Source organism: Mucilaginibacter pocheonensis, assembly GCF_031456535.1.
Lineage (GTDB): Bacteria > Bacteroidota > Bacteroidia > Sphingobacteriales > Sphingobacteriaceae > Mucilaginibacter > Mucilaginibacter pocheonensis.
Genome location: NZ_JAVDUU010000002.1, coordinates 137,227 through 160,046 on the forward strand (window position 1 = coordinate 137,227; position 22,820 = coordinate 160,046).

At 39.1% G+C, this 22,820-nt stretch carries 16 protein-coding genes and 1 tRNA gene; 4 read left to right on the plus strand and 13 right to left on the minus strand.

Going from position 1 to position 22,820, the window contains the following annotated elements:
• Positions 1-72: 72 nt before the first annotated feature.
• The 3 genes from J2W55_RS07430 to J2W55_RS07440 form a co-directional block, all read right to left on the minus strand.
• Positions 73-912, minus strand: coding sequence for a relaxase/mobilization nuclease domain-containing protein (locus J2W55_RS07430; protein WP_310093723.1), 840 nt, complete (start codon positions 910-912; stop codon positions 73-75).
• Positions 887-1,243, minus strand: coding sequence for a plasmid mobilization protein (locus J2W55_RS07435; RefSeq protein ID WP_310093726.1), 357 nt, complete (start codon positions 1,241-1,243; stop codon positions 887-889). Before J2W55_RS07435 ends, J2W55_RS07430 begins: the two co-directional genes overlap by 26 nt.
• 194 nt (positions 1,244-1,437) lie before the next feature.
• Positions 1,438-1,719, minus strand: a complete 282-nt coding sequence (locus J2W55_RS07440; RefSeq protein ID WP_310093729.1) for a helix-turn-helix domain-containing protein — start codon at positions 1,717-1,719, stop codon at positions 1,438-1,440.
• Between the two features lie 317 nt (positions 1,720-2,036).
• Here J2W55_RS07440 and J2W55_RS07445 point away from each other — a divergent pair, with 317 nt between their 5' ends.
• From J2W55_RS07445 to J2W55_RS07455, 3 genes are read left to right on the plus strand one after another with little or no spacing between them, the layout of a single operon-like run.
• Positions 2,037-3,701 carry a hypothetical protein gene (locus J2W55_RS07445; protein ID WP_310093731.1) on the plus strand — a complete coding sequence of 555 codons (1,665 nt, stop codon included), beginning with the start codon at positions 2,037-2,039 and terminating at the stop codon, positions 3,699-3,701.
• 1 nt (position 3,702) lies between these two features.
• Positions 3,703-4,830 (plus strand): S8 family peptidase, encoded by a 1,128-nt coding sequence (locus J2W55_RS07450; protein WP_310093733.1) that lies wholly within the window; start codon positions 3,703-3,705, stop codon positions 4,828-4,830.
• Positions 4,831-4,840: 10 nt separating this feature from the next.
• Complete coding sequence (locus tag J2W55_RS07455; protein WP_310093735.1) at positions 4,841-6,820, plus strand: hypothetical protein; 1,980 nt, start codon at positions 4,841-4,843, stop codon at positions 6,818-6,820.
• Positions 6,821-6,919: 99 nt separating this feature from the next.
• On the opposite strand, the gene J2W55_RS07460 is transcribed toward J2W55_RS07455, so the two are convergent.
• On the minus strand, positions 6,920-9,916 hold the full coding sequence (locus J2W55_RS07460) for a ligand-binding sensor domain-containing protein (protein WP_310093738.1): 2,997 nt from the start codon (positions 9,914-9,916) through the stop codon (positions 6,920-6,922).
• On the opposite strand from J2W55_RS07460, the gene J2W55_RS07465 reads away from it, so the two are divergent.
• Positions 9,905-11,362, plus strand: coding sequence for a clostripain-related cysteine peptidase (locus J2W55_RS07465; protein WP_310093741.1), 1,458 nt, complete (start codon positions 9,905-9,907; stop codon positions 11,360-11,362). The genes J2W55_RS07460 and J2W55_RS07465 overlap by 12 nt on opposite strands.
• Positions 11,363-11,388: 26 nt before the next feature.
• On the opposite strand, the gene J2W55_RS07470 is transcribed toward J2W55_RS07465, so the two are convergent.
• From J2W55_RS07470 to J2W55_RS07510, 9 genes are all read right to left on the minus strand, one after another.
• Entirely contained in the window at positions 11,389-11,796 is a 408-nt protein-coding gene (locus J2W55_RS07470) for a hypothetical protein (protein ID WP_310093744.1), read from the minus strand.
• A 68-nt stretch (positions 11,797-11,864) separates the two neighbouring features.
• On the minus strand, positions 11,865-12,506 hold the full coding sequence (locus tag J2W55_RS07475) for a response regulator transcription factor (RefSeq protein ID WP_310093747.1): 642 nt from the start codon (positions 12,504-12,506) through the stop codon (positions 11,865-11,867).
• Positions 12,507-12,864: 358 nt separating this feature from the next.
• Positions 12,865-13,725 (minus strand): DUF3037 domain-containing protein, encoded by an 861-nt coding sequence (locus tag J2W55_RS07480; protein ID WP_310093751.1) that lies wholly within the window; start codon positions 13,723-13,725, stop codon positions 12,865-12,867.
• The gene (locus tag J2W55_RS07485; RefSeq protein ID WP_310093754.1) at positions 13,722-14,540 is read right to left on the minus strand and encodes a HipA family kinase; all 819 of its coding nucleotides are present in this window, start codon (positions 14,538-14,540) and stop codon (positions 13,722-13,724) included. Before J2W55_RS07485 ends, J2W55_RS07480 begins: the two co-directional genes overlap by 4 nt.
• A gap of 131 nt (positions 14,541-14,671) precedes the next feature.
• A complete protein-coding gene (locus J2W55_RS07490) occupies positions 14,672-15,910 on the minus strand; it encodes a site-specific integrase (RefSeq protein WP_310093757.1) in 1,239 nt (412 codons plus the stop codon).
• Between the two features lie 252 nt (positions 15,911-16,162).
• Positions 16,163-16,236 (minus strand) — tRNA-Asp (locus J2W55_RS07495).
• 210 nt (positions 16,237-16,446) lie between these two features.
• A complete protein-coding gene (locus J2W55_RS07500) occupies positions 16,447-18,837 on the minus strand; it encodes a hypothetical protein (RefSeq protein WP_310093758.1) in 2,391 nt (796 codons plus the stop codon).
• A 22-nt stretch (positions 18,838-18,859) separates the two neighbouring features.
• Positions 18,860-20,038 carry a DUF4249 domain-containing protein gene (locus J2W55_RS07505; protein WP_310093760.1) on the minus strand — a complete coding sequence of 393 codons (1,179 nt, stop codon included), beginning with the start codon at positions 20,036-20,038 and terminating at the stop codon, positions 18,860-18,862.
• Between the two features lie 4 nt (positions 20,039-20,042).
• Positions 20,043-22,820: a carboxypeptidase-like regulatory domain-containing protein gene (locus J2W55_RS07510; RefSeq protein ID WP_310093762.1), complete on the minus strand. Its 2,778-nt coding sequence runs from the start codon at positions 22,818-22,820 to the stop codon at positions 20,043-20,045.

The following is a 22,820-nucleotide window of genomic DNA, read 5'->3' on the forward strand; positions in this document are numbered from 1 at the left end:
TACGTGCTTGCAATAAAGGATAACTGAACATTATTAAATGAATTCATGATATAAGTTTCGACAGCTTGAAGATTATGATAAAAGCAGATCGTTGTGTTTGTGCAACGATCTGCTTAATTCGCTAATTGCTTTGCTGTCTCTAACTTGCTCATAACTGATGTTATTTAGAATTTCTGCCCATTTAAATCTGTTCCCAAGTGCCTGCCCCGTTATCTTAAAACCCTCATGGAAATAGGTTATGCCACTAACCCTTCCTGTTGATGCCTGGTTAAAAAGAAAACTGATCCCGGCCTGCTCTCCTTTCCTGATGAACTCTGAAATCGTAAGGTTTTTTTGATTTAATAGCTTCTTTATTTTTTCTTGTATTACCATTTTTTCGGATGGTTTGCCTGTCCGGATTACCATTTCTAATTCGTCCTTGTTTGCCGCGCGCAGTGGGGTATTTTGACTGGATTGCACCCTTGTCAGATTGAACTGTTTTTCGATGCTCCTTAAAATACTTTCACTTCTCTTGTAATTATTGCTATCTGAAACCACCTTCCCATCGAACGTTATCCTGTTTAAAAGCAAGTGCAAATGCGGATGATCGGCATCGTGATGCCGGAATATGAAATATTGGTTATTGGTAAACCCGTTTGCTTGTAAGTACTGGTGCGCAATCTCCAAAAGTCGTTCATTAGATAAAATATCTTCTTTATGGAAATTCAGACTGGTATGATAGACATATCTATTAAGGTTCGGTCTTTGTTCACGTACCATATCAATCTCCCGCCTGATCATATCTTTGTCCAGGCTCGTGAAATTTGTTTCCAATAACTCCGCTCTTTGCTTCAGCTCTGCATGATTAAGCTTTTTCAAGTTATAATTTAATGCCCCCATAAAGCTTTTACCAATTTTCTGACTGGCTATCATCCAATAAAAGTTTAATAATTATATCCTGCTGCTGTTGCAGTTTTGCAAGCACACTTAGTAATCCATTAGGGAATATATTTGCATTGACTTTCCTTGTAAGCTGGTTTAGGTTTACACCGATCTTTTTTAACTCAAAATAAGTATCATAGTCGAGTTTGGGTGTTTTAGGTTCAGGGAACCGCCCTTTAAAAAACCGGTCACGCATAAGCAGCCCCGGAGCCTTGCCACATAGTCTAGCAGTGGCTTCCAACTTTTTTAGTTCAGCGGGTGTTAGCCTGACGGTAAAGTTGATCGAGCGCAGATTATCTTCGGTAAGCTTCGGCCTTGCCATCTAAGTGATGATTAATGAATCAGGGAAGACCCATTAGCACCACAGTCACAAAATTAGCACCGCCTTTAAACTGTCAAGGATATATAAACAGCGCATGTTAATTTGTTTTGAGGGTGCGCTGTCCTTGACAGTTTAAAGGCTTGCTGCTTCCGGCTGTTTAAGCGTTGCAATGGATCGGTGTGTTCTAAAACTGATTACTGGCCTGCTTTAATTTTTTCTTTTGCTTGCTCAAAAATTTTCATAATATCCTCGTATTTATAATAGATGATACCGCCAACCCTTGTAAATGGGAGCGTGCCGTTTACCCGGAGATTTTGCAATGTGCCGGGGGAGATTTTTAGTAGGTTTTTCACTTGATAGCTTTTAAGAAGCCTTTTCGGTTCCTCGCCCGATTGGTTTGACTTTCTCATTTCTCTAATTAATCTTTCTTCCATTTCGATTAAATCCTGCTTAGTCGCGATTTCTATTCCTGCCATGATTAGTAAATTTTGCTTTTAAATACGTTTGCTTAACATTATTTAGTGCAAAAGAAGTTGTTTAGAAAAGTCAAAAACAGTGAAAGGGGGTGAAAGAAATCTTTCACCCCCTTTGTATAGTTTCCAAGAACGTTATTTGAACCATTGGCGGTATAGTGTATGGTGGCCCGCGTACCTGCGGTTAGATCTTATTTTAATGCCAACAATGCGATATACAGGAGAATAACCTCTTAAAATACCGGGATTTTCCCCGTTGATAGGGGCTTATATTGAAGGTAATTTCGAATAGTATTCGTGTAACCTCAAATCTAAGTACTATGCTCAATAATCCCATTTTAGACATTAGTATTGGCTTAATATTTATATATGTATTATACAGCCTACTAGCAACAACAATTAAAGAATTGGTCGCCACTCTATTCAGCTATAGAGGTCGAATGTTAGAACGTGGCTTGGAACAACTTCTTGATGGTAAAAACTACAGTTATTATTGGTGGGATAAGTTGTTTCATTTTGCAGTGACTTTTAGAGGTAGGATAAATAATATGTCCAGCCATGGGAAGGTAATATATAAATCTTTTCACGATCGAGCAGTCGCGAATTGCAAAGTTGAATCGGAAGCGTTTCGAAAAAAAGAGAATGATTACGCAAGATTATTAAAAGATGTCAACGACAAACACCAGCAGCTCGTCGACGAGCTGGGGACCAATAAGGCGTCTTTACTCGAAGATAATGACAAAGCGTCGGCTGCTCTGTTGGAAAAATATGAAAAGGATAAAAAAAACAATCTGGCGAGATTAAAAAAGAAGCCTAAAAAAAGCTTGACTATGCAAAGCAAGCTTTGCAGAAAAGCTAGTTTATTTACTGCCGCGTTTACAGCGCATCCCTTATACATCAGGTCATCTGAACAGTCGCTACTCTCAAAAAAACCAGCTTACCTGCCAGCCGACGCCTTTTCCAATATTATGATCGACTTGTTGAGTCCATCTCTTGGTCGTCCTGTGCTACTTAGCGAGATTGGAGATACAATTATAAATAAAGCAAACGATCCTAGTGATCCGCTTAGCACAGAAACTGCAGGGATTCTAAAAATCTATATAGATAGGGCTAATGGAGACCTCGTGCGCTTTAAATTACTACTGGAAGACTGGTACAATGAAGGAATGGAACGTGTAACAGGTTGGTACAAAAAGCAAGCTTCAAAAATTCTACTTCTGATTGGTCTGGTTCTGGCTCTATTGTTCAATGTGAATACACTCGAAATAGTTGACAAGCTGGCGACAGATAAAACTTTACGTGAAGTGATGGTAAAAAGTGCTGGGGATTACATCAACAAAGAGCTGGCAGAAAGAGCAAAAAACGAAGCAGCTTCACCTGCGGAAGATGACAAAGTTGGTCGAGGTGTACGAAATATTCAAGCGATATACAATAATAACATAGCTAAACAAAATGTAGCTCTCGGCTTGGGCTGGGGAGATTTCGGATATAAGAATGATTCAATAGCCTGGGCTAAGGATTCGGCAGTAATACGGAACGGGAACCCAGTCTTCGAGCAATTCCCAGAAAAATTGCCTGCAAATATATTTGACCACAAACCCTCGCCAGATTCATTTTGGTCGAAATACGGGCCTGTTAAAAAAGTCTCGCCGGTTTGGGAAACCGGCTATCGAGCCGCTCTTCATGGAGACTCAGTCCTTGCTAAGAATAAAGAGGAGTTAATTAAAATTATAGGTGAAAAACCGAAAAAAGAACACATTGGCTACAAATTAACATATGTTCTCTGGAAACAAATGTCCTTGAAAAATCTACTAGGCTTCCTGATCACAGCCCTGGCAGTATCCCTCGGTTCTCCATTCTGGTTCGATCTCCTGAATAAGTTTATGAATTTGAGGATCAGCGGAACAAAACCTGAAGATAAGGACCCTGGAATGGCTAAAGCTAATACCACAAATAGAAAACCTAACCCAAAAGCCTTTGCATAAGATGAAAGAATACATTGTTACCAAGGATATCCTAAATATTCGGAGTAGTGCGACCGATGTTGATGATACTAATTATGTTGGTTCGCTCAATAGAGGTGCTACTATCTTCCTGACCGACGAAGAAATAAACGGTAAAATTCCGTTCGGTGGTTCATCGCCAATGTGGAAAGCTGACCACCTCAACAATATGGTTTCCAGAGATGCTGTGGAACCAAAAGTAATTACTGCGACAACGCAAGGAATAGAGCAATTTAAATCAGTTGCAAATTTTCCTAACGTTCCAATAAATTGGAATGGCAAGGTCAAAAAAATACCGAATAATATCAAGATAAAAGGGGGATCAGGAATTAGTGTAGGCGTTTTAGACTCTGGTATTGAAAGGCAACATTTGGATTTATCCCGGAATGTAATTGAATCTATCGATTTTACTAAATCGGCCGTCGCTGATCTTGATGTACAAGGGCACGGCACCGCAATGGCTTCTTTAATCGCCGCTTATCCGTTTTCCAAAAACGGTATTACGGGTATAGCGCCCAATGTTCTGCTTCGCCTTGCCAAAGTAATGTACGATCAAAACGATCCTCAAGATTTTTCCAGTGTAGAACTAGGAATGAGACATCTTTTAGAGCGAAGAGTTGATATCATCAATATGTCCATAGGACGACCATTTGTGGCTGCACTTCCGTCTATACAACATATAATCAGCTTAACCGGCGCTTCCAACAATACGGTTTTTTTTGCGTCGACCAAAGAATACAATGATGATAATGACTTATCCAGGTTGACGGACCTTTTTCCGGCAAATTGTCCCGGTGTAATTCCAGTGTGCTCATTGACAAAATCTTTGATCGAACAACACTGGAATAGTTTGCCGGCACCATTAATCATTATCCCTGACTTTAATGCCTGGTGTTGTAGTATCAAACATCGCCACTATTATTTTCAAGAGGCGGGAAGCAGCATATCAACTGCGTTGATGGCAGGTATAACAGCCTTATTGTTAGCGCAGTCCCCTTCAGTAAATCGAAGCAAACAGGGAATTCTTTCTTTGCTGACGCAATATGCTTCCACCGTCGATGAAGCATTTCAAAACATCGGATCTGAAATTCATTATATCATTAAAAATTAACCCCTTGGCCATGAAAAAGATAATTCTCCTAATTCTGATGCTGCACGTCTTTAAATTTCTGCATGCTCAACAACAACCGTATTACGATGCTGTACAATTAGCCAGGTTACTTGACAGTAACAAGCATTTTATCAATGCTGCCATTTACAAAGACACGCTGTATTCTGTTTTGAAGAAATACATAGGCGGCAGCATTACCTCAGCATCAGAATTTAAAAATCCTGCCAAAAATCCTTTCATCGCATCTTATTTTGACGAAGCACAAACGTACAGTACAGGTTTTTCACCTTTAAATTTGGCCTCTGGTGGTCTCAAAGCCATTGGTGATCTCAAAGTAAATAACATTGCTGACGGACTTGCGCAGTTTTTGATTGAACGGGGTAAGGAGGAACTAGATATTGCTTTTATAGAAAGATTTAAGGATTTTTTAAAGAATTATCCTGAAGCAAGAATTGCTTTTCCTACCACCGTTGGTTTTATTAATAGTATAGAATCTTACAATTACAATGCAATGCTTCCGGCACTAAAAGCAGCCTTTCAAAAAGACCTGAACTCTTTGAGTGAAAATCTATTGAAGTTACGTGAAATTACAGCCGATGAAATATACATTGCAGCAAATGAGAAATCTCCAAAGGACAGAAGTAGGTCCGAGCAAGCCCTGGTTACACGAGTAGATAAGCTTAATGCTTTTTGGGGAACTTTAGCCGGTAGGGCAGCGTTAGGGACAATCATCATTAGTGATGGTCTAGTCAAGGGAACAAACCCTGTAAATGTCATCGATGATCTATCTAAAGACCCTGCATTTGCCCAACCATCATTTCCGGACAATCTTTCCAATTCGATACAGCTAATGGAATTGATCTCACAATCCCTTAAAAGTACTGACACAGATCGATTTTGGATCACAAAAACGCAAGTCCGCGATCTTCTTGAAGAAGACACATTTAGATTATACCTTGGTCTGTTATACGCACAGAACCAAAGTCAATATCATATTCAATTTGGAACAACTACACCGATTACATTAGAAACATTTTTGACTGATCTCAATAAAAATTGGCCTTCACAGAAAAGTCGCTTCGGCCAGCAATTTTCAACCCTTGCAAATGGTGCTAGTGAAGCTTCTGATCGATTTAAAGATATCTTGGCCATCAAGGACAAAAATGATCAATCTGGAATTTTATTATACGCTAACTATGCCTCCGCAGTTTCTGTTTTCCTTAAAACAACCGCAACAATAGTACCTAGCAATCTGCCGTCAGCTCAGGCAGGCAATGTAAAAAAGGATTTGGCAACCTACATGGAACTTGCAGACAATCTGGTGAATAGCATTTATTATGTTAAATCCCAAAATTACGCAGCGTTGATATTAAGTACATCAATGGTATTTACAACCCTTGCCGAATATGGCACGCCAGACGAAAAGGACAAATATATTCAGTTCAAAAATGGCTATATTAAATATGGAACGTTCATGGCGAATATTTTGGAAGCAAAAAATGGTGAAGAAGTCAAAGCTGCGATAGAGGTAGTAGCCCTGCCTGCTGGGAGCTATTCAATCAAGCAAAAATCAGCATGGAATGTGTCTTTTAATGGCTACGTTGGTTATGGTTATGATTTCAACTACGCAAACGGAGTTTATGCGCCAATTGGCTTTGCTGGTACTTGGGGCTCTAAGCGGAATGGCATCCCGATCACTATCTTTGCTTCACTGATTGATTTGGGTAGCCTTGTTTCCTACAGACTAAAAGATAATAGTACAGAACAGTTAAAACAGGATGTCCGGTTGGAAAGCATTATTTCACTATCTGCGCAAGCAATTTTCGAAATTCCGAAAACTCCTATTGCCATCGCTGCCGGGTGGAAACGGACTCCTAAGCTATTCTATTCGGGAAATAGCACATTTGATGTCAAGCCGCCTAAAAACGTTTTTAATTTGTCCTTACTGATTGACATCCCAATCTTTACACTGCACAACAAAAGTTTTTAATTTATCGAAGTAGTTTCAAAGAATAGCTGCAATCTAATCTGTCTCGCCTGAACAATATGGCGAGGCAGATTTGCGCATTTTTTTTGCTTGAGTAAACCTCTATCCTTCGACAATTATCGTAGTTCCCTTTCCTACTTCGGAAATAACTCGCATGTTGTAACTAATTTGTTCTGCGCGGTACCGGATATTTCCAAGTCCATAACCCTCTTTAACGGTGTTTATATCAAACCCTCGCCCATCATCAGTAATGCTAAGTACGATTCTTTTGGAGGAAGAAGAGCACAGATAAACTTTTATTGAAGAACAGCTCGAATACTTGAGGCAGTTGTTTATGGCTTCCTTCGCGATCAGCAGTAGATTTCGCTTTTCTGTTTTAGAAATATGCCAGCCTCGAATTTCTGGATCAACTGAGCAAAAAAACTCAATTCCGCTTGCCTCGGCCACCGTCCATGAAATTTTTTTAATCCTCTCCATTAATTCACTAAGGCGATCTTTAGAATCCTCCAGAACCCAAAGCATATCACGCAGTCCTGCAGTTGCATTTGTAATGAGGCTATCGATTTCGTTAACGTATACCTTATTGTCTTTTTTATGGAGAGCCAGGTGTGTAAACATTTTAATGGAATTTAAGCTGCTGCCTAAGTCGTCGTGAAGATCGTTGGCAATATCACGGCGGATGGCATGTTGAACTTTTAGCTGATTGATCCGATAACTATAAATCCAATAAAAAAACCCAAAGACGATCATCACTGAGAGCAATTTAAACCACCATGTTTGATACCAATGGGGAAGAAAGTGCAACCTAAGTTTTAAGGGTAAGCGGTTCCAGATCCCATCCTCATTAGCGACCTGAACAAACAAATTATAATCTCCCGGGCTGATACCGATGATATTGATAAAACTACGCGCCCCTATGTTGATCCATTTACTGTTGATCTCTTCAATTTTATAGCGAAATCTCACCCTACCAGGATTATTGTAATTTAAACCAGTAAAGGATATCGTAGTTTGCAAGGCATCGTAAGGAACGATCAAATCCTGGAGTTTAAGATCTCTTACATTGATCAAACCATTTTTTGTGTCAATTTTTATCGTATTAAAATACAATTTTGGAGAAATATTATTGTTTGTCAGTAAATCAGGATCAATAATTGTGAATCCGTTCAGTCCGCCAGCAAAAATCTTCCCGTTGACCTCAATACCGCAGGCTTCTTCAAAAGCATCCGAATGAAGACCATCCCGTTCATAATAATTTGTAAATGTCAAATCATCCATACTCATAACGGACAAACCATTATTTGACGTAATAATCAATTTTTTATCGCGCTTGTTGAATATTTTATAAACGCCATCATTACACAGACCGTCGCTGCTATTAATGACTTTCAAAACCTTTCCATTTTTATTGACCTGAAGGATGCCGAAGCTATAACAGGCTATCCAAAAACAGTCCATTGACTGACAAATATCAAAAAACAGCTTTATAGGTTCGCCACTAACGGGCATTTTTAAATGTAGGTTTCCGACATTAGAAAAATCAGGGCTCAAAATGTCTATTCCATTGTCCGAAAGCACCCATATTTGCCCGCTACTATCCCTATAGACTCGATTTACGATGTTACTTCTCAGTTTTACTGGTTTACTATTGTTGTCAATGATTCGAAGCGATTTCTTTTTGTAGTTCCAAACGAACACTCCTCTATTATTATCCGATCCCATCACGCATAAGGAGTCTCCGATTAAGAGATGACTATTGATGCAACAATTAGTGATAGGTTTTAATTCCGGATATAATGAGGCTAGCGAAGTTAGTTTATAATTTTTCAATAAAAACATCCCTTGATCACCTGTTACGATCATATTTCCATCAAAATCACGAAAAGCATAATAAAAGGCACGTTTGTTATCTATACTATGAAATTGTTCGTTTAAGCTATTATAAGTAAGTAAACCATTTTCCTGGCTAACAAGAATCTCACTGGCCTCAATAGGAAATACGTTATAGACGTGCGTGAGACCGGATTGTTTATAGCTTTTGTTACTAACGCTTTTGAAAGCCGCTTTTTTGTTAGAGAGAAAAGCTAACCCCTGTTTGCACCCAATCCAGCCATTCCCTTCATCATCAATATGCATATTCTGGATGTTGGTAAACCAGCTTTCACTGGAACTGCTTTTAGCTTCAGACAGCTTAGTATAATTCTTGAGATCACGTTGGAACTTGTATAGGTGAAGATTGTTCGCTACGTAGATGTTATCACGGGATAGAGCAATCGCTCCGATTTTGCCCAACCTAGACAAAGTACCTTCAGGATCTCGGGCAACTATAGTTTGGCCGGAGTCACTAATAAGTTTAATGCCTGCAGAAGTCCCTACGATTAAGTTACCTGGCGAAAGCTCGGCGACAGCAGTAAAATTCAGATCATTTTCAGACGATTGCGAAAAGATACGTTGAAGACCGAGTTTAGCTTTTACACGTCTGGTAGCAGGATCAATCAGTAGTATCCCGTAGTGGTTCAGAAATGCCCAGATATTCCCCTTAGCATCCAAAAAGATATTTTTTACGCCGAAGAGTTCGTCGTTGCTATTTCTTTCAAATGGAATTTCCGGTCCCTTGATCCACTGATTTTTATGAAGATCATACACTTTTAAACTGGTCATACAACCAATCCACAATTTCTCCTGGCACAGAACCATGGAGATATTCCAGTCATCGTTATCAACTTGTCCACCTTCAATACTTCTAACCACTTTGCCGGATAGATAGTCGATTGCGTTAATCCCTCCAATACTAGTTAGTACCCATATTACGTGACGTGTAGTATCTATAGTAAGGCTCCGTACATCACTTGCTAATATTTTATTATTCCCGTTACTATTATGAGTATATTTAGTAAAGTTTCTACCGTCAAATAAATTCAGCCCTTCTTGGGTGGCGATCCATATAAAACCCATCGGGTCCTGCACAATGGATCTGATATTATAACTACTTAAGCCATCTTGTTGAACATATTTATTGACAAGACGGGATTCATTGCTTTGGGAATAGCAATTTAAAGAGTAAATTAAACCTAAACATAGTAAGATATGGCGGCTCATGCAGACTCTACTCCAAAATGGAATATCATATTCCTAATTTATGCAAAATTAGGTGACGCAGCAAGCGAAAATACGTATGATCCTAATTTATTAGCAGATACCAGTAAATATCTTGGTGAGTTAAAAGAAGAAATTAAAGGTATTCCGCTATCACCAAATTTCAAAATCTGGATTATCGAAAACATCGTTTATCTCGAAAATAGAATAAAAGTTAGTGACCATACTTATCTCTCTCAATTAGAATCAGATCATACAAATCCATCTGTAAATATATTTACGATTGCAAAAACTTATTCTGAGGAAAATATTGTCAAAAGCGCGGAATTACTTCAGTCCGTATTTCGCGATATAGAAACAGCGCTTGTAGCTGAAAAGAATCTACTCATTACGTGGGACCACGGCTCTGCGTTCGGCATTTTTAAATCCAACACTTTTGCAGAGAATTTACAACAGCGAACTTTATTCAATAGTCCGTACCATAAAATACTTCAACAAATTACGGACGAGGAGCATAGTTCAGTTCAGTCTGAACCAATCCTAACAATAATAAAAAATGATAGATATCCCCGGCTGGCCAAGGTCTCTGAGCGCACACAAGGTTTTACTACCGCTATGCATACAATAATGCCCGAAAAAACGGAAGATATCTTGACGAATGATGAATTGGGTATAGCGATAAAGAAGGGCTTTAGTGCAGGAATGGTAGATGTATTAATCATGTTCAATTGTTACATGCAAAACATGCATACCTGCCATTCACTTAAAGATTGTGTTAATTTACTGGTGGCACCTGAAGGACTTATATCAGAGCCAGGGTACGATTACACTTTGATTTTAAAAGCAATCGCCAACTTTAGGGATATCAATCCGGAAAAAATAGCGGAGATCGCTGTCTCTTCTATGAACGCGAAATTTATTCGAGCAGGTCTCGAGCGTAAATTCGAGCTGCATGCGATGTTTGCGGTCGACCTATCTGGTTATGATAGGGTCATCGAGAAAATGAAAACCCTTGTACAGTTCCTGCGTACTAAAATAGCACGAGATGTCTTGTTCAAAGCCAACACCAAATTAAGCAGAAGATCCTGTTATGAGATGGATCTTCCGCTCAACTACAATATGGTTGATTTGATAAACTGGATGACAAAGCTCTCTTCGATGCTACAATTAAATGAAATCGATTCAATGCTAAACGATTTTGAAACTACCTATCTCCAACTGGTAAAAATAAGTGCCATCGGCAAAAATCCCTACTTCATTGCTAGTCGAATGTCTTGGGAAAGAAATCATGGAGTGCCGCCTAAAGGCGTAACTATTTATTTTCCAACTTCAAGAATACTAAGAACAGATCCGGTTGCAAACGATTTCATTTTTCCGAATTCAGCATTTCAAACCAGCTTGCTCAAAGAAATCAAATGGTTTGAATTTTTGACGGAATTATATTCTTAAACCAAAGAGAATGCATCCTAATTGAATTATCGAAGTGTGGCATTCTCCTTTTTCTTGGTAAAACTTATAGGAATTCTGAGATTAAGATAAGTAACATCTGCTCCTAAAGTAATTGTACATTCTGGGGTGTTCGAGAAATCTACAATCGAAAATGGATCTTTATCAACATTCGTGGTAGGAAATCCCAGCTCACTGGTATCTACTGAATAGCCCCCTGCAGCTGCATCATACGACTTAAAAAATTCCGATCCTAAATCATATTCAACTTTCAATTTTGCACTTTCTAAATGAAGCCCTTTAGCATCTTTACTTGTTGAAACAATATTTACCATAACTTTTGCCGCGTTAGCTGGATCTATATTACTCCCTATTGTAACAGCCAGTTCAAATGGGTCTAATTCAGGCTTAAACCCCCCTAATGTGTTTTCCATCATTTTTTAATTTAGTTATTTAAGGATTTGGTTAATTACAATTTAACAGGAACAACTTAGACGACTGGCAATTAGGAAAAAGAAACTAATTCGAGTTTTAACGCTTCAAGCGCCATCCCTACTCGGCTCTTAACTTTTAACTTATGGAAAAGTGCTTCTCGGTATCCGTCGATCGTTTTCTCGGAAAGAAACATTTTCGAAGCAATTTCCTTGTAAGTAAAATCACTGCAGGCCAGTCTTAAAAAAACCATTTCTCGATCAGTAATTTTAACTTCCTCAGAAATCTGCTTTCGCAATAATCGACGATAATGTGTACTGATTGAGTCACTATTATAATACCCAGTTTCCAAGACTTCTTTTAAAGCTTTTTCCAGTTCAATAGGGTGCACATCTTTTAATATGTACGCAGAACAGCCGGCTCGAAGCATGCTAAGAATCGAATGATCGTCCTCCTTCATTGACAGCGCCACAGTTTTAATCTGGGGATAAGCTGTAGCTAATTTGGATACTGTAGTGGGACCATCCATAACAGGCATCCGTACATCGACCAAAATGATATCGGGCTGCTTTGGTAATTCAGGAAGCTGGCGCAACAATGCCTCACCGTTTAAAGCATCTACGATTACTTCAAAATCTTCAAATTCATTAATCAAATTAGATAGTGACCGCAAAAACAGTAATTGATCGTCGGCTATACCTATCGTGATCTTCATTATTGCAGCACAAATTATTAAGTGATAAATTGATAAACGCCGTCGGGTTTTGTCGCATTTACGGCCCTAACAATATCTCAATTAATAACCAAAATTCAAAATAAATATCTCATTTATAGATCTTTATTTTTTTTCGCTGTTTGCACTACAAGGTTAACATTTCAGCGCGCACGTTTCTACAGGGAAATTCCAATTTTTTGCCAGAAAACACTATCATGTTAGCTTTATCTGGTGCTTTAGATTCTTGACTTGGCAGTTGGTAACATCAAGGGGATAAACGAGTTTTAAATGAGGAAGGGGATAGAATGCTTTTATCCCCTTCCTCATTTAATATTATTCGATGGAAACTATATTGGATTTAATTACCAAGTATAGATTTTTCAATCGCTATCTTCACTTTGCTGGCAAATTGCTCTGCTTCGTCTTCGGTGACAATTGTTACATTAACTTCACTATTCTTTTGGGTTAACGTATGCTTAATGAAGTTATTTAATTGTTTGCTTTCTTTTGGAGACGTAGTAAGAAAGTACAAATTCATCTTTTCATTGGACGATTGCAACTCCTTAATTATACCAGACCATTTATAAACTTTATTCTTAACTGAATCTTCTTTTTTTAAGTCGAACGCAAGGCTTTGATAGCAATTCCAGACACCATTTTTCCATGCCTTATCAAACTTTATATGGTCATTATGCGTTTTTACAGTGTGATCCTTAAGTTTAGGGGTGATTCCATATTTATCAAAATATGTTTTATATATTTTTGTCCAAGCATGCGAGTCAGTATGTACTTCCTTATTTACATCCGAGTTATATTTATCAACCAGGCGCTCATAAAGATCGTTGAATGCGCTGTCTAGTTCAACATCTAATCCAAACTGGACATCGGTAAGACTAATTCCGCTGTCATCGTCCAAAAGAATCTTATTGGTAATCGATTTTAGCGATGGGCTTTCCTTCAAAGTCAAAAATTCACTTGAGTTGAAAAAAGAAAAATCTTTGCTTATACACTCAATTTCCTTTTGAAAATGCTTTAGGGTATTTAATAGGAAATAACCGTTTAGTTCCTCAAAAAAATTCGAAATTCTGCTAAACTTATTCAAAACTTTAGCCTTAAGAAACTTCGATTTATGTTCGTAAATGACAATACCGACATTGACAAACTCACCTGAAGTTTGGTCATGTACATATCTTAAAATTTGATATTCGTATTTTATCATAAAAGTATCCGATTTAATTCAGTGGAAAATAAATCAGCCTCACCAATTAAGGTATTTAAATAAGTTTTAATAGTAAAGAACTGTTCGTTTAACCATTCTGCCGGTAGAATAGTTTCAAGCTTATTCCAAAATAAGTCATTGATACTAGAAAATTTGTTAGTAAATGTAGAAAAATCAAATTGATTTCCTCTCATCCTATTATAGCAGAAATTATCATTGATCCAAACTCTATCGGTATCTCTTATAAGCCACGGTTCACGATTTCTTAAAAATGAAAGTTCCAAGGCAAATCCGAATGCCAGTTCGTGGTCGAAAACAAGAATATCGTCCCCATTCGTCAAAAAGTTCGGCTTTTCCATTCTTCTGTCTGCGTTGCTAATAAAAATGTCTAATGCATAAAGATTTGCAAGCTTTAGAATCATTGATTCATTTAAAGGCTGATCCTTAAGAACGGGATAGTAACCAGTTTTATATTCATTACCGAAATTAAATCCTAAACTGTTGCTGGCGACTTGAAAATTGTCTTTGCCTCTCATTAATTCAACAAACTCGTCACTTATATTTATTATTACCGGTTCTGGCACATTGAAATCTAATTCGCGTGCAATTAGAGCTGCAATTAATTCCCTACCACTTGCCTCTGGTGACATTCTTTGCGCCCGAATGTATTTGACTACATAATCTGATTTTTTTCCGGTTTGAACGCAGACTCCTCTAATAAGTTGAGGCTCGGTTGTACCTGAAGATAAGACCTTGCCGGGCTCTAAAGCATGTACTGTAGGTAAAAAATATTCCGGATGTGATAGTTTAAGCACGCGAATAAATTAAAGGTTGCAATGATAAGTTATTTCTTACTTAAATAAGAATTTTTGATGGGTAAAAGTATTGATTTTGACAATGTTATGCTAAGAAAAACTCTTAAGCAATTCGAGATTTTATTCCCGCACTAGGATTTCGTGAAAGAATCCCCCGTTAATTTTAATCTCAATGCTTTCATATCCATGCTTACCTTTTGCTCTCTAACTCTTGCGTAAATTTGCGTGGTGGTTATTTTGGTATGCCCAAGCATTTTGCTTACCGATTCGATAGGTACACCATTGCCTAATGTAATTGTTGTGGCAAAAGTGTGTCTCGCCATGTGAGTTGTAAGGTTTTTATCTATATCACACAGATCTGCTATTTCCTTTAAGTAAGCGTTCATTTTCTGATTGCTTTTCATAGGTAATATCCGGCCAGTGTAAATACAATCTTCATGGGTTTTGTACTTGTTGATGATTTCAATTGCCTGGGGCAGCAATGGCACGTTGGCGACAATTTTAGTTTTAGTCCTGCTGGTTTTAACCCACATCTCATTGTCCTTACCTATAGCTATGTTAGCCATAGATAACTTACAAGCATCGACAAAAGCGTAGCCAGTATAGCAACTAAAAAGAAAACAATCTCTTACTTCTTCCAGGCGTTTAACCGCAAACACTTTTTCAGCAAGTCGCTTAACTTCTTCTTCTGTCAGTTCTTCACGAACAACTTTACGCGTGGTGCATTTAAAGGCAGAAAATGGATTAAAGCTAATCCAATGATTATTGACAGATATACCGATTATCCTTTTCAGTCTCTTTATATAGGCCATTGCAGTATTGTGGTCAATACCTGCTTCTATCTTCAAGTATTTTTCAAATCCCGTTATAAAGCCATATTCAAGCGTGTAAAGGTACATATCTGTTTTGTTGTACTTGAGGTTAATGAACTCTGCAACCTTGCTTCTGATTGTCTTGTATTTGGTCAGGGTGGCCTTTACATAATCCTTACCGACTAAGCTTGCTATATCTTTATTATGTTCGTCAAAGACTTGAAGTAGTGAACGTCGTTCGTCGGGTACGCCAGTGAACCTGTTTTTGATTTCCTCCGCAGAAATATAGTCGCTGTCCTTTTGTAGTTCGCTGTATATTTTGAATATTGCTTCTGATATCCGGTGGATGTGATTGTTGATTGTCCGCACCTCATTCCCGCTTCCTTTCATGAAGCCTGTTTTTGCATCCCACTTTTGAGGATTGACTTTCTTTTTTAGCGAAATCTCCGCCCTTTTGCCCATTACTGTAACCCTTGCATAAAGTGGAATTTGACCGTTGACATCTGCTTTTGCTTTGTTTGCCCAGATTAGGATCGAAAAGCTGTTAGAATTTTTCATAAATAACCATTTTTAAGTAACCGAATTGATAAATTTTGAACTCTTTTGATGTTGTTTGACATTGATTTAATCAATTCAAAATCAATTAGTTAAATCTACATTCGGTTACCTAAATTAGTTGATTCAAACAGGTAACCGAATAGGTAACCGAATGAATCATAAAACTTAGTCTGAAACGAGGGCTTTTGGCATAAAAAAACCGCTTAAATCATTGGATTTAAGCGGTTTTGATCGAGTTTGTTACTCTTTCTGCGGAATGGACGGGACTCGAACCCGCGACCCCATGCGTGACAGGCATGTATTCTAACCAGCTGAACTACCACTCCGTTTTTGGGTCTGCAAATATACGCAGCTTTTTGTATTACACAAGTGGTTTTTAAAAAAAACTTATTTATTGTCGTTTTATCATTTTTCCTATGACCCCAACTATATATTTTTCTTCCTTTTTTAACAACTTAAACACCTAAATATCAACAAAAAGCGACTAAAACTTTCATTTTTACGCTGCTTTTTGCTTTTTTTAACATTTTTCGCTTTTATTTCACATCAAAGTTAAAATACTGACTTCCGGCTTCGCCGTCGCTGGTTATTCCCTGTACCAAACCTATATACTTCCCCTTTTGATCGGAGGTATAAAATGACAATTGGTTTTTCCCTGCCATACTCGTATTAACATTAGGCGACCAGTATAACAGGTTTCTGAAATCGGGCAGCCTGCTTTTGGCAGCCAGATCAGTATCATAAACTGGTGAATAAAATTCCCTTTGCAATTGCAGGCCTTCATAATCCAATACCACAGCATGAGGATCCATTTCAACACCTCCAAGATCACCTTTATATGTAGTGAAACTGAATACGCCCTCTGACACTGATGGCCCATAATAGTATCTGTCTCTTATTACTTCAAGCTTTCTCACCTTTAACGGATCAATAGCTATTACTTTATCCATATTAAATACAGGAACGTCGTCAAGCATTACTAAAGGGTCGCCATCTAAAAAGCCGTTATCATTAAGCACTTTTATATGATATCTTTTGTGTGACCTTACCACATTAACCTCCCTTATATATTCGCGTAATACTTCTTCCATTGTGGTAAAGCGTGTATAATTATCCAAAAGATAAGTTTTGTAAGGTTTGCCGTAAAATCCTGAACTATCAACGCCAGGATCATAAAACTGCTTTATTTTATTGCCCGCATAAACATTTTGCACCTGCATGGCCAGGCTATGTTCCTCAATTGCTTTATGTACGCCTGGTGTTAAACCAAACCGCGGCTTTGTATGCTTTGTATATTGTTCAGAAAACGGACTTAAAACGTCGATGCGATAGGACGTATCGCGTTCTGAATTGGTTTGGGCAATGATCTCGCCGGGGCCAAATAATTGTTTTGTATTGAATATCAACCTGCCCAGCGAGTCGCTTTTTGAAGTGTAGAGCTGTACCCGTTTTCCCGGAACACTCAAATACACCACTACATCCCTGGCTGGGGCCCCTGTGGCTGTTGTAACCACCCTAGCTGTTATAAGATGGTCATTGTACTCGGGTAAAAAATTAAATGCCGGTGTTACATTGTTAAGTACGTTATTCCATTGAAACCTTCGCCAACCCTGCGAAAGCATCAGGTTGTCAATTGCTGTCTCTGTTTCGGCATTGATATTCTTAAAATAATAATCGGGAGATTCTATCGCTCCCCGCAGATCGGATTTCAGCCACAGGTAACTAACAATGTCACCTGCATCAACATGCTGTAGGGAGTCGATCCGGTAAACTCCCATTGATAAATTGGCCGGCAGGGGTTTACCGGATGTATTTTTGGCCGAAATATTTACAGTAACTTTTTTACGTGGAGAATACTGTGGCTGATCCGCAGAAGCCTCAATAAACAATTGTTGTTTTGGCCGTTTAAAATACAGCCGCTCACATACCGGTTGTTTGGCGCTGTTAAAAATGGTAATGTGCGATATGCCATCACCTAACCGGGCTTTATCAATTGTAAAACTTGCGCTTCCTGAATTTAAACTTGCACTCTCCGCTACCTTAACTATCTGCCGGGTATGTGTAAACAGATATACCTCGCCCCCGGTTGTGCCTGCACTTTTTACAGTAACTTCCAATTGAGGGCCACCATTATCTTTTAATTGCATTACATACCCTTGATTGCCAACGGCCGGCAGGTCCTTACTAACCAAACTATTGTACCCGGCTTTAATAACGGCCCGGTAAGTGCTGTTTGCGGCAGGCGTGAACATGAAACTGCCTATTCCAAATTTTAGAGGCTTAAAACGCGCCACAGTATCGTTATGCTGATCAATAACCGAGCCCATGTATGCCGCCAGGCTTTTACCGTCTGGCGCTGTTACTTTAAACGCCACCTTACTTTCAATTCCGGCTACTAAATTACCCCCTTCAGGAAAAAACTGCACATCATAATTTGCCGCCGTTTCTTTAACAGCCGCATCGGGCGATCTTAGCGGGTTAACAATTAATATTTGCTTTTCAAAATAATAATCGGGACTGAAATTTTTCATCCAGCTTGTATATGCCCTTAACTTATAGTTGCCATTGCTTAATGATACAGGAATGTATAATGAACCGCTGCCAATACCATTTTTCATGGCGATTTTTGCCTGCATTACCGCATTGTGGCTATCATCAAGCACATCAACATAAACAACCTTGCTTAAGTTAAGCAGCTTATGAAAACTGGCATCAACATCGTAAATTTTAAACCAAAGGATCTCGCCGGGCAAATAGGTACTCTTATCGCTATGAACAAATACTTTTTCATACACAATTCCATGCCTGTACTGTTCAAAGCTATTTGTAATTTGATTTATTGCCTGTGCCCGGCAATTGGAATATAATTGCAATAAAGCCCCAATTAATAACCATATAATTTTAACCGCTCCTTTAATTTTTTTCATAACCTATACCTGGTTGTTGGTATTATTTTTCTTTCCAAAATGATGGTTTCTGGACCCGGCCCCTTATAGTGCAGACGGTACAGGATTCTGATGAATAGGTAAACCCGATAATAAACCCGGTTGGAGCAATAGCACTCACAGGTATCGAGCCCCCGTTAATGATATAAGCTTCCACCTCTCTTATACCTGTTTTGGGATTAAAAAACAGTGCCGAATCAGGCTGTTCACAATCATAAGGGTATTTTGCGATCCAATCCTGAGGCAGCTGTGTGTTATCAATAAACACCCGCTTTGATTGGGTACTGGAAACGCTTACGTAACCGATAATCGGCTCTGCCGGGTCATTTATATTATGGATATTCCCTTTCAGCTGTGTTGGCTGAGCATCAAAAATACTACCCAATTGCTCGGTGTTCTTTTTAAGATTTTCCCAAAACTGGTAGGCTTCTTTGGTCAGGGCATATTGTTTGAGCAATATGGTGTATCTTAATTCGAGTTTTTCAGCATTACGCGGAATGGTGGTTATTGGCCCCTGAAATATGACATCCTGACTAAGTTTTTCTGATGAACCCAAAACTATCGTACTTGATTTATCGCTTGCAAAACAGATATACACATCTTCATCCGGGTGCCTGCCCCTTACCTCTTTAGTAATGGCGTCAACAATATAATCAGACTGGTATCTCGCATGAAATTTCCAAGTCTCCTCATAATCCCAGCGATAATAGCGTGTATTATTGGCTGCGTTATGCGTATTTACATACAGTTGCAGGGCATTGTTCTTAGGCATAAAACCTATGCTGTCAATCGGCGGGGTTTGCTTTACCTCCACATAATCCGAAGCGTATTCTTTCCCCTCGGGCGTGGTAATGTGCAAACGGTATTTTTTGGTTGCATCAAGGTGCATAGGGCCTATCTCGTATTTCCCGTTGCCCTGGGACTGCAGCACGTAATTGCCACCCTGTTCCCCCTCAACAGCAACCGTATAATTGGTTACTGCCTGTGTGCGCACATCTTCCGATAGTTTTACTGTTCTGCTCAGACTGATAACAGTGGAATCATTTCCGCTGTTTACCACCCCCTCTACAACCAGGTAATGATTATCATTACTGATCACCTGCGGATTATACGGCTTTCTACAAGCCGTGCCTATCATAGCAAGTAATGACAAACAATATATGTAATTCCATTTTCTGATCATTATCTTAAAATCTGATATTATAATTAATGAATGGTATGGGTTTGGCAAATATGGATAGCTTAAAGCCGCTTATTACACCAGCTTGCTGGGTAAAATAAGCTGAATAAGCATTTTGACGCCCGGTAAGGTTATAAACACCTATGGTGAACGAATTGTGTGTTAGCTGATGTACCTTATGGTTGCCATCAATATTGATTGAAAAATCGGACCTGAAATAATCTGGTATGCGGTAAGCGTTCCTGTCCGAATAGTATACCCGCTCCGATCCGCCGTACACATACTTCGCAATAGGCAGGGTAATGGGCCTGCCGGTGCTGTAAGTAACATTAAGCGATACACTGAACCTGTGCGATACCCTGTAGTTACCTATAAAATTAAAATCATGAGGTTTATCAAAGTTAGCCGGATAATAGGCGCCGCCATTGATCAGTTCGCCAGCATTAGGGTCATTCTGTTTCAAAAATGTGCGCGAATAGGTATAACTTATCCATCCGTTTGCTTTACCGGTTGCTTTTTTAATCAGGAACTCAATGCCGTAAGCCTTGCCTTCGGTTCCCAGCACATCATTCTCAATATGGTGGTTTAATACCAGGTTGGCGCCGCTCCGGTAATCCAGATAATCCCTCAGTCTTTTATAATAAACTTCAACCGATGTTTCAATCGTATTTGATTTCAGGTTATGGTATATACCCAGCGATACCTGGTCGCCGTACTGCGGTTTAATGTTAGGGTCACTTAACTGCCATACATCGGTTGGGGCTATCGCTGTCGTATTGGAAAGCAGATGTATATACTGTCTCAACGTATTGTAACCGCCCTTAACAGAGGTATTATCACCTAAGTTATAACGGGCAGAAACCCTGATCTCGGGTCCAGAATAGGTTTTAATTACCTTGCTTTTAGCATATGTTGTGCTATCCAAAAAGTTTGAACTTGTTTTTGGCAAATTTGGCGCATAGTTATAAACCGTTTGCGGCCCCAGGTAATTATACAGTGAATACCTGATACCGGCGCTTAATGAAAGATCATCGGTAATATCATATTTATCGCCAACATAGGCGGCACTCTCCAAAGCTTGTTGCGACGGAACAACATCAGGCACCACCAGCGATTGAACATTATTAGGCTGCAGGTTACCCGGATGCAGTTTGTAATAAATGGAACTTACCCCAAAATCAACTGTATTTTTACGGTTCAGGTAATAAGTAAAATCGGTTTTAAAATTGGTTTGATTGATATCAAAGTTAAGTTTATAGGCGTTAACAGGGTTATCAAAACTTGCTATCCCATACTGGTAGTGATCAACGCCTGCCGTAATTAAACTGAACAGTTTATCGTTAAAGTTATGTTTCCACTTGATGTTGGCGTTACGGTTGCTGTAGTTATACGCAGTATCACTGTTGAGCTTAAATTTATCCTTGCTGATGTAGCCGGTTAGGTAAATGTTGTTTTTATCATCTATCTGGTGACTTATATCGAGATTAAAATCATAAAACGATGCCTGACTGTGTTTGTAGGCTTCGGGCAGTAAACGGAGCAGCCAATCTGAATAGGTAATACGGCCACCAAAGGAAAACGAGGTTTTATCTTTAACAATAGGACCCTCTACATTCAGGCGACTGGTAATTAACCCAATACCTGCCGAGCCGGTAAACTTCTTTTTATTGCCTTCGCGATTGGTAACATCCAAAACAGACGATAAGCGCCCGCCAAACCTTTCGGGGATACTGCTTTTATATAATTCGATCTCTTTTACAACGTCGGGGTTAAATGCGGAGAAAAAACCAAAAAAGTGCGATGGATTGTAAATAGTAGCGTCATTAAGCAATATCAGATTCTGATCAGCCGAACCGCCGCGCACATTAAACCCGGTAGTAGCCTCACCTACTGACTGCACACCCGGCAGGGTTAGCACCACCCGTAATACATCAGCTTCGCCAAATACCGTAGGAACCTGTTTAATACTCTTGATATCAAGACGGTTTACACCTAATTGCACATTGCGGACATTGGCCACCTTCTCGGCCGATATTTTAACCTCTTTTAAGCTCGTTACCTGCTCCTGCATTTCAATAATAAGCTTCCCATCAGAGTAAAGCACAATTTGCCTGCGGGTATCACGCATACCGATACCTCTTATGCTTAAAATTTGCCTGCCTTTGGGTAACACAATGGTAAAGTATCCAAATTGGTCAGTAGCTACCCCTGTTTTGGTATTGGTAACATAAATACTGGCGCCTACTATTGATTCGCCCGATTTACCATCGCGTACATAACCGGATAGCGTAGCTTTGCCCGATCCGATGGTATTTGTTTTTATCCCAATTTCATAAAGTTTATTTTCGGTAGTAGCTTCAGGAACTTTCTTTTCTTTTTCGTCGGTAAAATCCGCAACCGGGACATTGGTGATTATATTGGGTGACGATTTGGCCAGCGGGCTGGTTCCAAAAAAGCCTGCGGCAAGACGGGTCTGTATTTCACGGCCCCGGGTAAGGAACACCTGCCGGTCGGCAATAGCATAATGAAAATTTGTGTTTTTAAAAGCCATGTCAAGTACGGTTTCAAGCGGCTTGTTATTTACCTGAACCGTAACTTTCAAACTATCAAACCGGATAGGATCATAATAAAAATGATACCCGCTTTTTGCTTCCAGTTCTGTTACAAATTGATCAATAGTAACCTGTTGAAAGTTTACACTTATTGATGCAGCCGGGTTTTGCTGTGCATAGCCCAGTTTAAACAGTATCAAAAAACAGAAACTCAGAAAGTAGATTTTTTTCAT